This is a genomic window from Psychrobacter sp. TB55-MNA-CIBAN-0194, assembly GCF_040309505.1.
Taxonomy (GTDB): Bacteria; Pseudomonadota; Gammaproteobacteria; order Pseudomonadales; family Moraxellaceae; genus Psychrobacter; species Psychrobacter fozii.
Genome location: NZ_JBEOOW010000835.1, coordinates 1 through 233 on the forward strand (window position 1 = coordinate 1; position 233 = coordinate 233).

Annotated in this window: 1 protein-coding gene; it reads right to left on the reverse strand. The window is 39.9% G+C overall.

Annotated features, from left to right (window positions below):
- Positions 1 to 23: 23 nt before the first annotated feature.
- Positions 24 to 233 (reverse strand): hypothetical protein (locus AAEY75_RS17265; RefSeq protein WP_352260413.1); only part of this gene is annotated, 210 nt, incomplete at its 5' end.

Consider the following 233-nt stretch of genomic DNA (forward strand, 5'->3'; position numbering starts at 1 on the left):
CAATGAAAGCGTGATAGAAAGTATTAATCTAAACTAAAGTTGGTTAAATCAACATCATCAGCAGGTGTTGACGCACTATCAAAATCTAATTGTGGAGTGTGTGACGTTAGCTGGGTTTGTAAATCCAGCTGCTTAGCTTTATGTAAGGCATATTGACGGCGACGTTTGCGCTGTGTGCACAAACGGATCACATCTTGTTTTTGCAATTCGCTGTAACTCATCCAGTTAAAACG